11 protein-coding genes are annotated in these 12,842 nt (G+C 59.9%); 4 read left to right on the top strand and 7 right to left on the bottom strand.

What is annotated here, in order from left to right:
• Positions 1-1,680 carry a Mu transposase C-terminal domain-containing protein gene (locus ACZRMO_RS28200; protein WP_003465068.1) on the bottom strand — a complete coding sequence of 560 codons (1,680 nt, stop codon included), beginning with the start codon at positions 1,678-1,680 and terminating at the stop codon, positions 1-3.
• Between the two features lie 752 nt (positions 1,681-2,432).
• Between ACZRMO_RS28200 and ACZRMO_RS28195 the strand changes: the two genes are divergently transcribed.
• The 4 genes from ACZRMO_RS28195 to ACZRMO_RS28180 all read left to right on the top strand — a co-directional run bounded on the left by ACZRMO_RS28195 (position 2,433) and on the right by ACZRMO_RS28180 (position 6,416).
• On the top strand, positions 2,433-3,590 hold the full coding sequence (locus ACZRMO_RS28195) for an iron-containing alcohol dehydrogenase (RefSeq protein ID WP_200656935.1): 1,158 nt from the start codon (positions 2,433-2,435) through the stop codon (positions 3,588-3,590).
• Positions 3,591-3,675: 85 nt separating this feature from the next.
• Positions 3,676-4,353, top strand: a complete 678-nt coding sequence (locus tag ACZRMO_RS28190) for a type 1 glutamine amidotransferase domain-containing protein (RefSeq protein WP_200656936.1) — start codon at positions 3,676-3,678, stop codon at positions 4,351-4,353.
• A gap of 95 nt (positions 4,354-4,448) precedes the next feature.
• Positions 4,449-5,573 (top strand): alkene reductase, encoded by a 1,125-nt coding sequence (locus tag ACZRMO_RS28185; RefSeq protein ID WP_095030935.1) that lies wholly within the window; start codon positions 4,449-4,451, stop codon positions 5,571-5,573.
• A 243-nt stretch (positions 5,574-5,816) separates the two neighbouring features.
• Positions 5,817-6,416: a nucleotidyltransferase family protein gene (locus ACZRMO_RS28180; protein WP_102605456.1), complete on the top strand. Its 600-nt coding sequence runs from the start codon at positions 5,817-5,819 to the stop codon at positions 6,414-6,416.
• On the opposite strand, the gene ACZRMO_RS28175 is transcribed toward ACZRMO_RS28180, so the two are convergent.
• The 6 genes from ACZRMO_RS28175 to ACZRMO_RS28150 are packed head-to-tail and all read right to left on the bottom strand — an operon-like array spanning position 6,394 to position 12,834.
• Entirely contained in the window at positions 6,394-7,362 is a 969-nt protein-coding gene (locus ACZRMO_RS28175) for a GTP 3',8-cyclase MoaA (protein WP_095030933.1), read from the bottom strand. The genes ACZRMO_RS28180 and ACZRMO_RS28175 overlap by 23 nt on opposite strands.
• Positions 7,359-7,697 (bottom strand): putative quinol monooxygenase, encoded by a 339-nt coding sequence (locus tag ACZRMO_RS28170; protein ID WP_095030932.1) that lies wholly within the window; start codon positions 7,695-7,697, stop codon positions 7,359-7,361. The genes ACZRMO_RS28175 and ACZRMO_RS28170 overlap by 4 nt, the downstream gene beginning before the upstream one ends.
• Before the next feature lie 28 nt (positions 7,698-7,725).
• Positions 7,726-8,934, bottom strand: coding sequence for an XdhC family protein (locus tag ACZRMO_RS28165; RefSeq protein ID WP_200656937.1), 1,209 nt, complete (start codon positions 8,932-8,934; stop codon positions 7,726-7,728).
• A gap of 13 nt (positions 8,935-8,947) precedes the next feature.
• Positions 8,948-10,168: a cytochrome c gene (locus tag ACZRMO_RS28160; RefSeq protein WP_095030930.1), complete on the bottom strand. Its 1,221-nt coding sequence runs from the start codon at positions 10,166-10,168 to the stop codon at positions 8,948-8,950.
• Positions 10,169-10,178: 10 nt separating this feature from the next.
• Positions 10,179-12,371, bottom strand: coding sequence for a xanthine dehydrogenase family protein molybdopterin-binding subunit (locus tag ACZRMO_RS28155; RefSeq protein ID WP_308936177.1), 2,193 nt, complete (start codon positions 12,369-12,371; stop codon positions 10,179-10,181).
• A 1-nt stretch (position 12,372) separates the two neighbouring features.
• The gene (locus tag ACZRMO_RS28150) at positions 12,373-12,834 is read right to left on the bottom strand and encodes a (2Fe-2S)-binding protein (protein WP_200656939.1); all 462 of its coding nucleotides are present in this window, start codon (positions 12,832-12,834) and stop codon (positions 12,373-12,375) included.
• Positions 12,835-12,842: the final 8 nt, after the last annotated feature.

Raw genomic sequence — 12,842 nt, 5'->3', positions numbered from 1 at the left:
CTACCACTCCTCGATCTGATCGAACGGTTTGGCCGGCGGCAGGTTGTCTGCCTGCGGGTCAGCCATGTCCACATCCGGCGGTATGGGCTTGGCCGGTGGCTCCGACGTCTTGAGGTGCTGGCGGCGATCAGCGTCGCGCCGCGCCTTGCGCGTGGCCTTCTGGGCGGTGGTCACGATCTCGCGCATCTGCCCGATCATGCGGAACAGCGCCGACTCGTCCACCTGCTCGCGCCCGAGCTGACGCAATTTGGCCAGCGCCTGGCGTTGTTCCCAGAGGGTGACGGCCGGATGGGACAAGGTGCGGTAGTGGATCTCCAGATAGTGCTGACCTTCCGGTTCCAGTACCCAGATGCGGCTGATGTCGCGCGGATCGCGCCGGATCAGGAAGGCGGGCAAGCGCTCGCGCCGGGCAATCCACGGCTTGAGGGCGTCGGCGTAGTAGTGGATGTGGTCGATGACAAAGCCGGTGCGGGTCAGGGTGCGGCGGATCACCGGCAGGAAATCGACCAAAAACGCGGTGGGGCGGGTAACGACGGCCGGGACGCCAACGCGCTCCACGGCCTCGGCCCAGCGCGCGGCCGGCGGCTGGAGCAGGCCGTTGTGCACGGAGCCGTGATAGGTGCCTACCGCCAACGCGAGCCAGCGCTCCAGCTCGCGCAGCGTCAGGGTGGCCATCTTCTCGGAATCGTACTCGCCGCGCTGGCCGGGATTGGAGAAGGTCGTCCCCGGTAATTCGTCGTGGATCATCTGCATCGCCGTGCCGATGATCCGTTCCACGATGCCGCCGTAGTGCGGCTGGCCTGGTGGGCGATAGTCCAGCCGGATGCCATGCTGTTCGCAGCCACGGCGCAGCGCTTCGCTTTTGAACTCGGCCGCGTTGTCCAGATAGAGCAGCCTGGGCTTGCCGCTCATCGGCCAGTCCATTTCCACATTCAGCCCTTCCAGCCAGGGCCGCTTGTCGCAGGCGGCATGCGCGAGGCATAGGCCGACCGAGACGGCGGACGGCGCTTCCAGCGTGACCACCATGCCGAGTACGCAGCGCGTGAACACGTCGATGGCGAGGGTCAAATATGGGCGGCCAATCGGTTGCCGGTCGCGCTCGTCGACCACGATCAGGTCGATGACGGTGTGGTCGATCTGCACCTGTTCCAGCGGCATGGTGACTTCGGGCGGAATGCCACCCGCGCCTTGCAAGGGACGGGCAGCGTCCTGCCCGCCCCGGCTGCGGGCTATTTTCGCCGGGTGTAGTCCGGCAATCCGCTGGGCCACGGTGTTGCGCGCCGGCACCGGCAGCTTCTGGGTTTTGCACGCCTGCGCGACTTCGCGGTGGAACGCCGCCAGGCTGCGTTTCTGCTTGGTCAGGAAGCGCTTTTGCAGCAGCTCGCGGATGATGCGCTCGACCGGTTCCGGCAAGCGCCCCTTGCCTTTGCCGCCGCCGGATCGGCCGGGCGTCAGGTCTGTTACCAGGCCAGTACCCTGCCGGGCGCGACGGATCAGGACATATACCTGTCGCCGGGACAGGCCCAGCGCTTGGGCTGCCTCATCGGCGGCTTCATGCCCGACCACCTCAAGCGCTGCCAGTGGCCCGATGATTTCCGTCCGGTGCCGGGCTTGCGCCCATGCCTCGTCGGGCAGGGTGGCCACGCCTTGCGCGGCAATCGGTGGAGTGTCTGATGTCATGCCCAAACCTCGCTTTGGTGCACACGAGTATTGAGCATAGTCGAGATTGGTGCAGACGACTCCTGATATTGGGCTGTCAGGAGCCGTATGCACACCAGGCGTTACATCCAGTCAGATGGTGCGGTCGTCTTCTGAAAACGACAGTATGTGAAACTGTCGCATAACTTAGGAATTAAGCGACAGTTATGGCTTGGTGCGACAGACAACCCTAAGCGGTCGGTCGTAGCTAGCAGGCCTTTACCCAGCGAACCGTTAAGGGATTTATTTTCCATTGATTCGATCACGCTGCCGATGCTGTCTGACGGCAAAGCCGAGTCAGATAAGCGAACGAGACTGCTTATAATGGAACATAGGGTACACACAGCGTGAGGATTGTTGACAAAGCCCCGATGCTGTATGGCCCGCCTGTCAGTCGCAAGCGGATGGACGCAGGCAACCGATAGCCATGGCGACCAGGCTGTCGAGCAATATGGATTACCCCCCAGCCGGCAAAATTCCCCGGTCTATGACAACTATTAAAACGCCATAACTGACCAATGTTTAACCGTGCCTGCCGAGCCCTAAGGGTGAGTTACCGAGAAAAAATGATGTTAAATATAGACGACTGGTCTATTTCTACCTATATTGTAGCCAGTTGCCTAATCCAGACCAACGAATGCTCGCATCAGCCAATGAATAAGGCTAAGCCGCGACAGGTAGCGCATCTAGCTCTGCACATCGAATAGCAGACTGGTCTATTTATAGGTAGCTGCATGTTTAATTTCGACTTCTACAATCCCACCCGCATTGTCTTTGGCCCCGACACGATCGCCCGCCTGGATGATTTGGTGCCGACCGATGCACGCGTAATGGTGCTTTTCGGCGGCCAGAGCGCTCGCAAGACCGGCACCCTGGCGCAAGTAAATGAAGCGCTGGGTGCCCGGCATGTACAGGAGTTCGGCGGTATAGAACCGAACCCAAGCTACGAAACCTTGATGCAGGCCGTGGCGCAGGTCCGTGAGCAGCAGCTGGACTTCCTGCTCGCAGTGGGTGGTGGCTCGGTGATCGACGGCACCAAGTTCGTCGCGGCTGCGGTCGGTTACGAGGGCGATGCCTGGAACATTTTGGAAACACGCGGGGCAGGAATCCGCCAAGCGCTTCCGTTCGCTAACGTGCTGACGCTTCCCGCCACCGGCTCTGAAATGAACCATAGCGGAGTGGTCACTCGCCGGGCGACGCAAGCCAAGCTGCCCTTTCGCAGCGTCCATGTGTTCCCGCAGTTCTCGATTCTCGACCCCAGTAAGACGCAAACCCTACCTGTTCGCCAACTGGCAAACGGTGTGGTCGACGCGTTCGTGCATGTGATGGAGCAGTACCTGACCTACCCGGTGGATGCCCGGGTTCAGGACCGATTCGCTGAGGGGCTGCTGCAAACACTGATCGAAATCGGCCCGCAAATACTGAAAGAGTCCGCGGACTACAGCACCCGCGCCAACCTCATGTGGACCGCTACCTTAGCGCTCAATGGCCTGATCGGCGCGGGCGTGCCGCAGGACTGGTCCACCCACATGATCGGCCATGAGCTGACCGCACTGCACGGCATCGATCACGCACGCACGCTCGCAATCGTATTGCCCGCCAACCTAGAGGTTCGCCGTGAGGCCAAGCGCGCCAAGTTGCTGCAATACGCCGAGCGGGTATGGCACATCAGTCAAGGTAATGACGAGCAGCGCATTGATGCCGCCATCCAGAAGACCCGGACGTTCTTCGAGAGCCTGGGCTTACCCACGCGCCTAGCAGCTTACCAACTCGACGCGGACGACATCGACGGATTGCTCAAGCAGCTAGATGCTCACCGCCTGACGGCACTGGGTGAACACAGCAACGTCACCCTAGACGTCAGCCGCCAGATTTTAGAGGCGAGTCTCTAAGCCCTCTTCGATGCGCCCATTAATTAGCGGCGCAGCAATTAACTGAAAAACGCCAACCCGCGTATTGAAGCAAAAGGTAAACCGCATGAAAATCCTCGTCGTTTTAACCTCCCACGACCAACTGGGCGACACGGGCGAAAAGACCGGCTTCTGGCTTGAAGAGCTTGCCGCGCCTTACTACGCCTTCCTCGATGCCGGTGCGCAGTTGACTCTGGCATCGCCAAAAGGCGGCCTGCCACCGCTGGATCCGAAGAGTAACGAGCCCGACTTCCAGACCGACGCCACTCGTCGCTTTGAGGCCGATACCGCCGCCATGAAAGCGTTGGCAAATACGCGAACGCTCAGTGACCTCTCCAGCGCCGAGTTTGATGCTGTGTTCTACCCCGGCGGCCATGGCCCGCTGTGGGATCTTGCCGAAGATGTCACGTCCATCGCCCTGATCGAGCACGCCAACGCATCCGGCAAGCCGATCGCAACTGTTTGTCACGCGCCGGCGGTATTGCTCCACGTCAAGGGCAGCGACGGTAAGCCACTGATCGCAGGCAAAGCGGTCACCGGTTTCAGCAATAGCGAGGAAGACGCCGCGGGCCTGACTCAGGTGGTGCCGTTTCTGGTCGAGGACATGCTCAAGGCGCAGAGCGGTATTTACAGCAAAAACACCGACTGGCAGGTCCATGTTGTAACCGACGGGCTGCTTGTCACAGGCCAGAACCCGGCTTCCTCCGCAGCCACTGCGCACGCCTTGCTGAAACTACTGGCCTAAGGCCGCGTAAGGCTAATGCCTCTACCAGTACTGGCATATACCAACTTTCGCCCGCGCCATTTCGGTTGCCGCGGGCCTAACCAGGAATTCACAAAATGGATACAAGTCGTTTCTTTCAGTCAGTGCAGCTGGGCCCTTATGTGCTCAACAACCGTATAGTTCTGCCACCCTTGACCCGCTCGCGCAGCACACAGCCAGGTAATATCGCGAACCCATTGATGGCCACCTATTACCAGCAACGCGCTGGGGCGGGCTTTATGGTGACAGAAGGCACCCAGATCGAACCCCGTGGCCAAGGTTATGCCTGGACGCCAGGCATTCATAGCCAAGAACAAATCGAAGGTTGGCGCAACGTCACCGATGCCGTGCATGCCGCTGGCAGCATCATATTCGCCCAGCTCTGGCACGTCGGCCGGGTATCGCACATCTCGCTGCAGCCTAATGGTGCCGCGCCAGTAGCGCCTTCGGCTATTGCTGCGAACAACGTCAAAGTATTTATTGAAACCGGTCCAGGTGCAGGTACTTTAGCCGAGCCTTCGGTACCTCGCGCATTGGCCAATGCCGAGGTAAAAGAACTGGTGCAGCTGTACGCGCAGGCCGCGCGCAATGCATTGAGTGCAGGCTTTGATGGTGTGGAAATTCACTGCGCCAACGGTTATCTGGTCAACCAGTTCATCTCCGCCCACAGCAACCAGCGCGACGATGAATATGGCGGTTCGCTGCACAACCGTTTGCGCTTCCTGCGCGAGATTATCCAGGCCGTATCCGAAGTTGTCGGTGCTGACCGCCTAGGCGTGCGTTTCGCGCCGTTGTTTGAAAGTACAGCAGAGGACAGGGTCTATTTGGGCCTTGTCGAAGAAGACCCACACAGCACCTACATCGAGGCCATCAAGGTGCTCGAAGAGGCCGGCATCGCCTACCTGTCGATTGCCGAGGCCGACTGGGACAATGCCCCGGCGCTTCCCGAAGGCTTCCGCCGCGAAATCAGGCAGGTATTTAGCGGGCGCATCATCTACGCCGGCCGCTACACCGCACAACGCGGCGCGGAAACCTTGGAGGCTGGCCTGGGCGACTTGATTGCCTTTGGTCGCCCGTTCATTGCCAACCCCGATTTGCCGCAGCGCATTGCCAATGGCTGGCCGCTCAACCCGGTCGACCCAAGCAGCATGTACGGCGGCACGGAAAAGGGGTACAGCGATTACCCGACCTACGCCGAGTAAATCCGCTCCACCGGCCGTCACGGCTTAACCCTGACGGCCGTATTCTTCAGGCACAACAAAAGCGGTCGCCACCTCGCTAGCGACTTCGCTGTAGCGCAGAATTACTTACGCCGTCATGCCGCGTCTGGATAATGGAGCCTTACTCGCGAGACACACCTGATTGCCACTCAACACCTTGCCTACCCGTCCACACTCAGCGCTGCGGAGATAACTAACCTGGCAAACCATGAGGGACATCTCAACATGACAGAACTGCACAGCTACCCGGAGTGTGTCGGTTTAGTACTCGCCGCCGGTTACGGACAACGCTTTGGCAGCGACAAACGCCTGGCCAAGCTGGCCGACGGTAACAACCTACTGGTGGCAACATTGCTGCGGGCGCAAGAAGCCTTCAGTGATGTTCGGATCGTATTGAAGGCTGAAGACGATGCGCAGGCCCTGGCTATTCCGCCGTACATTCAGGTGGTTCGTGCGGCACAGGCCAAACAGGGGATGGGCTCAAGCCTAGCGGCAGGTATTAAGAGTCTTGCACACTCTCAGGCCGACGCGGTGGCGGTGCTGCTCGGGGATATGCCGTGGGTTTCTCTCGCAACGCTGCTGCAGCTGCGCGCGCATGCGCACGCTGAACATATTGTTGTCGCTTACTGCGATGGCCAGCGCGGACACCCGGTGTTGTTCGGCCGGCGCTTTTGGCCGGAGCTGATGCAACTGCAAGGGGAGAATGGGGCCAAGGGTTTAATAGCCACCCATGCGCAGCATGTGATTGAAGTGACGTTCAATGACAGCGGCATTCTGCAAGACGTCGACAAGCCCGCTGACCTCAGCCACCCAGCGACTTCATAATCAGCGCGCTGCCGGTAAACGCTGCGTCCTGTTTGTCCCCCAGCGCTTGGCTGAGCAAACCGGCCAGCTGCGGGTGCGCCTGTTCACTCGGCAGCTCCAACAGTTCACCCATATAATGTCCGCGATTCGAGGACAGGCATCCGTATAACCAGCCTGTAGACGACAAACGCAGGCGGCTACAGCTACGGCAAAATGGCACGCTTTCGTTGGCAATAATGCCAAATGCCCCACTCTCGCCAACGCTATAACGCAGCGCGGTGGAGTCTACTGGTGCCTCAGCCTGGGTGAATTCATAACGCTCACCGATAAGCTCCAGCAGCTCGCGCTGGCCGACGAACTGTGTGCAGAAAGCCTCTGCATGCTGGGCCAAATGGCCCATCCGCATAAGTTCGATAAAGCGCAATTCGTATCCCTGCTCCAAACAGAACCCCAGCATGGGCATAACTTGGTCGAGGTTGCTGCCTCGCATCGGGACCATGTTGATCTTGATGATCATGCCGGCTCGGCGCGCCTGCTCGATCCCGCTCAGCACAGTTTGCAGGTCGCCGCCCTTGGCGATCTTGCGGAAGGCGCTCGGGTCAAGCGTATCAAGGGAAACATTGAGCCTCCGGATACCCGCGCTGCGCAATAACTGCAGCTTGCCCGCCAATAACTGGCCATTGGTGGTCAGGCTAATGTCCTGCAACCCCAATACGCCTATCCCCCGGAGAAAGGGCTCCAGCCTGTCGCTCAGCAGCGGCTCGCCGCCGGTAATGCGCAGCTCCTCAACACCGGCAACATCCCTGAGCAACTCAACGGCCCGCAGCATCGACGCGGCCGTCAATTCATCCCGCGCCGCCACTAACCGACGGCCATCGGCCACACAGTAGGTGCAGGCGTAATTGCAGGCAGCGGTCAGGCTCAGGCGCAGTTTGCGGAAACGCCGGCCATGTCGATCAACAATCACCCGACAACGCCCGCGTGGGAATCAGTGGAGGGTTCGATGTTCTCCGCCAGCGTTTCAAGCACATAAACCTGACGATCGCTCAGCAGCTCGTCAAGCGCTTTGGCCATGACCGTGTAATGCGACATCTGCCGATGGCGCGCTATCGCCTCGTGGCTGGCCCAGCGCTCGACGAAGACAAAACGCCCGGCCTGCTCAATGCAACGACTCAGGACGTAAGACAGGCAACCGTCTTCGGCGCGCGATGGTTGCACGCAGGCGCGCAAGACCCGCTCAACCTCCGAGGTTTTACCTTCCTTGGCTGTCAATATCGCTACAACACTTATGGCTTCACTCATGCTGATGGGGTCCTCGCTTTATAAATCGTCAACGCTGCACGGCGAAATGCCGACAACCCTCTGCAACAACATCCGCTTCATCCCGGCCAACCACCACAGGATCGCTGTCATGGATGCTCGCAGACCTGAAGCGCAGGCTGCCGCCACTGCGGCCATTGAGCACCGCCTGAATTTCCGCGAGCATGGCCATGGCTACGCTTTCCGGAGTGTCGCCGCCCAGGTCCAAGCCAATCGGGTAATGCAAATAATCCAGCCCCGGCAGCTCGTCCTGTGGTTTAGCCAAATGCTCGTGGATGCCGGCTAACAGGCGCTCGGTGCGCTCGCGCGGGCCTAACTGGCCGACATAGCAGGGTTCACTGTGCAGCACGCCCTGCAACCAATGCGCGTCTTGCACCAGGCTGTGGGTCATCACCGCCACCGCGGCCCCACGCACATGTTCGCGGTAGGCGAAAGGCTGTTCGACATCGCCAACCAGCACCTGGTCAGCGTCGGCAAAGCGCTCGACTCGGGCGAAGTGCGCCCGCCCGTCGATCACCGTGACATGCCAGCCTAACAGTTTGGCCATGCGCACCAGCGGCTGGGCATCGTGGCCCGCACCGAATATCACCAGACGCAGCACAGGCGGTATGTACTCCAGGAGCACGTCCATCTCGTCAGAACCATTCGGGTAGAGACAGCGGGATGACTTGCCGCGTACCAGGGTTTGTTGCAAATCCGAGCTGATCTGCTCAGCCAACACCGAGTGCCGCAGCTCACCCGCGGCGCGCTGCCCGGGCACTAAGAACAAGCGCTCGCCTAACCGTGGCGAAACACCCGCTGGACTGGCAATCACTGTGGCAATGGCCGCCGGTTGATGGGTATCGCGCACGCTGAGCAAGGCATCGACCAACGCGCACGGGCCGCTGGCCGGTAGACGCTCGAACAGCACGTGAACCTTACCGTTGCAGCCCAGGCCGAAGCTCAGCGCTTCCTCGCTGGCTTCATCCGCTTCAGCGGTGCTGTAACTACGCAACGTCGGCCCGGTTTCGGTCAGCCACCAAGCTTTTTTAGCCACTTCCGCCTCCAGGCAGCCACCACTGATGGTGCCCTCAGGCCTGCCGAAACGCGAAACCAGCATGCGCGCCCCCGGCCGCCGATACGCAGAGCCTTCGACCCTTACCACAGTCGCAAGCACCGCCTCGCGGCCAGCCTCGCGCTCCGCCAAGAGTGCGTCCAACAGTGCATTCAGGCCCGACATTACATAGCTCCACTCAATGCAGGGACTCAGTCCGTCGCTTGGCCACAGCCGGTGCCGATACCTGCGCACCACTATCCCCAAAGCGCTGCAGGATGAAGCTGCTCAGCGCAGCCAATTCTTGGTCGGTGTAAATGCGCCCGAACGACGGCATGCGCCGGTTTACTTGGGCGTCGGCCGAGCCATGCCCGCTCAACAGGACGCCGAGCAAGTTGCTTGCGGTAGGGTCGTTGACTGTCTTCAAACCTAGCAGCATAGCCGTTTGGCTCTGACTGCCAGTGCCGTTCCAGAGGTGGCAACTGGCGCAAGCTCCAGCGAACAACTTATTGCCGAGTGGATTGCCACTGCCCTGCTCCGCAAGCGCTGCCTGCTGCGGACGAGCCACACCTTCGCTGCGCGCGGGTGAGTCTTTGAGGAACACGGCGATCGCGTGACGGTCGGCGTCGGTCAGATAGCGCAAACTGTGCTCGACTACTTCGGTCATAGGCCCAGCGGACAAACCCAAGCCTGGCGCTGCCCCGTCTTTCAAGTAGTTGGCCAGTACGTCCGTGGGCCAGGCACCGATGCCATGCACCGGGTCAGCGCTGATGTTGTAAGCATTCCAACCCTGGATAAGGTTGCCGGCCAGCGAACGATCGTTACTGACCGCCTGGAACAAGTTACGCGGCGAATGACATTCACCGCAGTGCCCGGGCCCTTCTACTAGATACTGGCCGCGATTGCGCTCGGCAGAGTACTGGCTGTCCGCTTGGAATGGTTCATCGTTAAGGAAGAGGGAATTCCAAAGAACCATGCCCCAACGCTGGTTGAACGGGAAGCCAATTTGGTTTTCGCGCGGTGCCTGCTCGACAGGTTCTAGGCTGTCGAGATAGGTCTTGATGGCGAGGATGTCATCTCGAGACATTTTGCTGTAGGAAGTATAGGGAAACGCCGGGTAGTAGTGTTTTCCATCACGGCCCACGCCGGTCTGCAACGCGCTTACAAACTCTTCATTCGTCCATGCGCCGATGCCTGTTTGCGTGTCCGGGGTGATGTTGGGCGAAAACAGCGAGCCGAACGGTAGCTTAAACTCGACGCCACCTGCGAACGGTTTACCACCTGACACGGTATGGCAAGCCACGCAGTTGGCGGCGCGCGTCAAGTATTCGCCTTTAGCGAGGGAATCCTCTTGTGCATTGGCCGCTTGCGCCAGTAAAGCCCCGCTGGCGAACATCAGTAGGCTTCTTATTAATTTCATCAGTAGCTCCTTAAACCGGGTAATAGCCGAAACGGCTAAGCGGCAAACGACGTATACGCTGGCCCGATGCTGCGTAAAGGGCGTTGACCAAGGCTGGGCCGATCAACGCAGTACCGGCCTCGCCAACGCCACCCGGCGTTTCCAGACTCGCAAGCAAATGCACCTCCACCGCAGGCGCTTCGTTGATACGTAGCTGTCGGTAGTTGTGGAAGTTGGTCTGTTGCACCTGACCGTTTTCGATCAGGATTTCGTTGAACAGCGAAGCGGAAAGGCCGAACAAGGTGCCGCCCTCGATCTGTGCCTTAACCGACGTCGGGTTAGTTGCAAAACCGCAATCGACCACGCTGACCAGGCGCTTGATGCGCACGCCAAAGTCGCCCTGCATCTCCAGTTCAACCAAAGTGGCCACATAGCTACCGAACACCGCACTGACCGCCACACCTCGACCCTGTCCGGGTGGCAAAGGCTTATTCCAGTCAGTCTTCTCAGCCAACAAACGCAGCACTGCCTGGGCGCGTGGTTGTTCAGCCATCAGCTCCAAGCGGTAGGCCACTGGGTCGGCTTTTGCGTTGTGCGCCAGTTCATCAATGAAGCACTCATGGGCATAGGTGCCGCGAAGCGGGCCCACGCCTCGCCACCACGACACAGGCACGACGCTAGGCTCCTGGCGGATATAACGAACCTGCAAATGCGGCAAGCTATAGATAGGGTCCACCGCAACTTCAACGGCATCGGCATCCACGCCGTTGGGTGGCAAGCTGCCGGCATAGCGGGCGAGAATTGAGGCGCCGGCAATGCGATGTTCCCATCCTAGCGGACGCCCCTTGTCGTCGAGGGCGGCTTTCATACGATCGGCATACAGCGGCCGATAGAGGTCGTGGGTCATGTCCTCCTCACGGCTCCAGATCAGCTTGATCGGGTAATCAACCTGCCGCGCGATGGCCACCGCTTGAGTGATGAAGTCAAACTCCAAACGCCGGCCAAATGCCCCTCCGATCAGTTGGTTATGCACCTGGATTTTTTCAACTGGCAACCCGGTGACTTTGGCTGCTGTCTGTTGAGCGAAAACTGGCACTTGGGTGCCGACCCACAGCTCGCAGCCATCTTTGCGCACATGGGCCACGCAGCTCATGGGCTCAAGCGGCGAATGCGACAACAGCGCTTGCTCGTAAACAGCTTCGAACTGGCTGGCCGCTTGTAGCTTGGCTTGTTCAATGTCGCCGGTGCGTTTAGCGACCACGCCATCACGGCTACTGGCCGCGAGTAGTTCTTGGTCCAGATGCGTAGAACCAATAGAGGCATTCGGCCCAAAGTCCCACTCGATTTTCAGCGCTTTGATGGCTTGCTGACAGGCCCAGAAGTGACTCCCGGTAACAGCCACGGCATTGTCCAATCGCACGATGTCGCGAACCCCTGGCACTCGCCGTGCCGCAGCATCATCAACCGTACGCAATCGCCCGCCATACACAGGACAGGTGATGGTGGAGGCAACCAGCATGCCGGGGATTTGTAGGTCGATGGTAAAGCGCGCCTTACCATTGACCTTCGCGGGCGTGTCCAGGCGCTGCGCGGGGGTGCCCAACAGCTTGAATTGCTCGGGGGTTTTCAAGGGTACGTCAGTGGGTAGTGGCAGCGTAGCCGCGGCCTCGACCAGTTCGCCGTATTTAGCCTGAAAGCCACCAGGGCCAAACACTTGGCCGTTCTGCGCATGGCACAGGCTCGGCGCTACATGCCATTGCAGCGCTGCAGCCTGGATCAACAGGATACGCGCCGTGGCGCCCGCCCGACGCAGCGGCTCCCAGGTGTAGCGGGTAGAAGTCGAGCCACCGGTGGCCTGAAACTGCAGCAAGGTGTCGGTATACAGCGCCGAGTTTGGTGGCGCCTCTTGAATAACGACCTGATCGAGGTCTACTTCAAGCTCCTCCGCCACCATCATGGCAATACCGGTCTGTGCGCCTTGGCCCATTTCAATTTTTGGCGAGATCACCGTGACCACGCCATCGTGGCCAACCCGAACAAAGGCTCCGTAACCCTCAGCGGAGCGATCACCCAGCCGGCCTGCGGCAGCCGCCTCGGCGGCTGCACTCTTGGACACTAAGGGCGGTAGCCAGGTACTCAACACCAAGCCGCCGAGGGCGATGCCGCTGCCCTGCAGGAGGCGACGACGAGACATATGAACATTCATTTCGTTAGGCTTTTTCATCTCACGCCTCCTCTACACGGCCAACACAGTGAATGGCCGTGCGAATGCGGGTGTAAGTGGCGCAGCGACAAAGATTACCAGCCATGGCCGCATCAATCGCCTGGTCATCGGGCGTCGGCTGGCTATTCAGAAGAGCAGTTGCTGCCATGATCTGTCCTGACTGGCAGTAACCGCATTGCACCACCTCATGCGCTAGCCAGGCCTGCTGCACGGCTTTGCCCACGGCCGTCTCACCGATGGCCTCAATGGTGGTGATTGAGCGACCTGCCACAGCCGAAATAGGAGTCACACACGAACGGATCGGCTGGCCGTCGAGATGCACGGTGCACACCCCACACTGAGCAATGCCACAGCCGTATTTTGTCCCTGTCAGGCCGAGCACATCGCGCAAGACCCACAGCAGAGGCATATCCGCTGCAACGTCAACCTGCTGCGACTGTCCGTTGATGATTAACGTTTGCATGGTATTTC

Source organism: Pseudomonas sp. B611 (genome assembly GCF_055407965.1).
Note: the sequence above shows the minus strand (reverse complement) of the source record. Positions and strands in the feature narration are given on the sequence as shown.

Excerpts from the sequence above, each read along its gene's own strand:
- ACZRMO_RS28155 (WP_308936177.1), bottom strand. The coding sequence starts at position 12,371 with ATGAAAAAGCCTAACGAAATGAATGTTCATATGTCTCGTCGTCGCCTC.
- ACZRMO_RS28200 (WP_003465068.1), bottom strand. The coding sequence starts at position 1,680 with ATGACATCAGACACTCCACCGATTGCCGCGCAAGGCGTGGCCACCCTG.
- ACZRMO_RS28160 (WP_095030930.1), bottom strand. The coding sequence starts at position 10,168 with ATGAAATTAATAAGAAGCCTACTGATGTTCGCCAGCGGGGCTTTACTG.
- ACZRMO_RS28195 (WP_200656935.1), top strand. The coding sequence starts at position 2,433 with ATGTTTAATTTCGACTTCTACAATCCCACCCGCATTGTCTTTGGCCCC.
- ACZRMO_RS28190 (WP_200656936.1), top strand. The coding sequence starts at position 3,676 with ATGAAAATCCTCGTCGTTTTAACCTCCCACGACCAACTGGGCGACACG.
- ACZRMO_RS28180 (WP_102605456.1), top strand. The coding sequence starts at position 5,817 with ATGACAGAACTGCACAGCTACCCGGAGTGTGTCGGTTTAGTACTCGCC.
- ACZRMO_RS28170 (WP_095030932.1), bottom strand. The coding sequence starts at position 7,697 with ATGAGTGAAGCCATAAGTGTTGTAGCGATATTGACAGCCAAGGAAGGT.
- ACZRMO_RS28185 (WP_095030935.1), top strand. The coding sequence starts at position 4,449 with ATGGATACAAGTCGTTTCTTTCAGTCAGTGCAGCTGGGCCCTTATGTG.
- ACZRMO_RS28150 (WP_200656939.1), bottom strand. The coding sequence starts at position 12,834 with ATGCAAACGTTAATCATCAACGGACAGTCGCAGCAGGTTGACGTTGCA.
- ACZRMO_RS28165 (WP_200656937.1), bottom strand. The coding sequence starts at position 8,934 with ATGTCGGGCCTGAATGCACTGTTGGACGCACTCTTGGCGGAGCGCGAG.